Genomic DNA, 1075 nt, shown 5'->3' on the forward strand with positions numbered 1-1075 from the left:
CACTCACGGTGCGCGTGGTCAAGCGTTTGGTTTTGCTGTCGCGCCAACGGTAGGTGACGTTGTTGCCGTCGCAGCGCAAGATGTCCTTCTCCTGAATGACGCCCCGGTACAGATAGCGGCCCAAGTAGATGATGGCCTTGTGACCACTGCCCACACGCTTGCAATCAACCACCCACACTTGCGGCAAGTTCGCCGGCGGCGTCAGACCTTGTTCACGCAGGGCGGCCAAGAACTTGGCGCGAAAGACTTTGGCCAATGCTTTGTGGCTGAACAAGTAGTCGCCGCCCTTATTGCTGCGGCGCATGCTGCGCCACAAGCCTTTGTTGGCATCCAGCGCCGCCGCAGGCATGAGCACATGAACGTGTGGATGAAACTCCAACTGCCGCGAATGGGTATGCAGTACGGCCATGGCCCCGGGCGTGCCTTGCAACTGTTTGTGGTTGGCACTGAAGACGCGTAACGTCTGCCAGGCGCAATCCATCAAGGCGGTGTAGGCAACGCGTTGATGCTGCCAAACCAGCGTGCGCAGCTCGCTGGGCAAAGTAAACGTGAGAAGAAAGTAGTTGCTCGGCACCAGCCGTGTTGTTTGGCGCTCAATCCAGGACTGGCTCTCGTGGGCTTGGCAGTGGGGGCAGTTGCGGTGGCCGCAGGAGTGCGGCACCATTTTCTGATCGCCACAGTCGGTGCACTGGGCCAGCATGCGCGGCGCCAATGTGGTGCGGCAGCGCTGCATGGCTGTGAGGGCCTGGCGCTGGACGTGTGAGGCACACTGGGGATACTGCGCCAAGTAGTCTGCGCCAAAGCGCTCAATGATGGAGGCCAGGGTGATCATTTGACATCACCCCAATCCACACAAAAGCGCGCCATCAAGGCCTCAATGCGTTCGCCTGCCTGGGTATTGGTGTTGTGGGTCAGGTGGGTGTAGCGGGTGGTGGTGAGGATGGAGTGGTGGCCCAAAATCTTCTGGACCTCAAGCAAATCGACCCCAGCTTCAATCAGGTGCGTGGCATAGCTGTGGCGCAGGCTGTGCGGGGTGATCTTTTTTTAGGCCGCAATCGATGGCCACTTGATGCTA

At 59.4% G+C, this 1075-nt stretch carries 2 protein-coding genes; both read right to left on the reverse strand.

The window, feature by feature from the left end:
- On the reverse strand, positions 1-832 hold an 832-nt coding region (locus H663_RS40950), incomplete at its 3' end, for an IS91 family transposase (RefSeq protein ID WP_133240105.1).
- A complete protein-coding gene (locus H663_RS42460; RefSeq protein WP_116695837.1) occupies positions 829-1038 on the reverse strand; it encodes a tyrosine-type recombinase/integrase in 210 nt (69 codons plus the stop codon). The genes H663_RS40950 and H663_RS42460, both read right to left, overlap by 4 nt.
- Between the last annotated feature and the right edge of the window lie 37 nt (positions 1039-1075).

It is taken from the genome of Limnohabitans planktonicus II-D5, assembly GCF_001270065.2.
Classification (GTDB): domain Bacteria; phylum Pseudomonadota; class Gammaproteobacteria; order Burkholderiales; family Burkholderiaceae_C; genus Limnohabitans_A; species Limnohabitans_A planktonicus.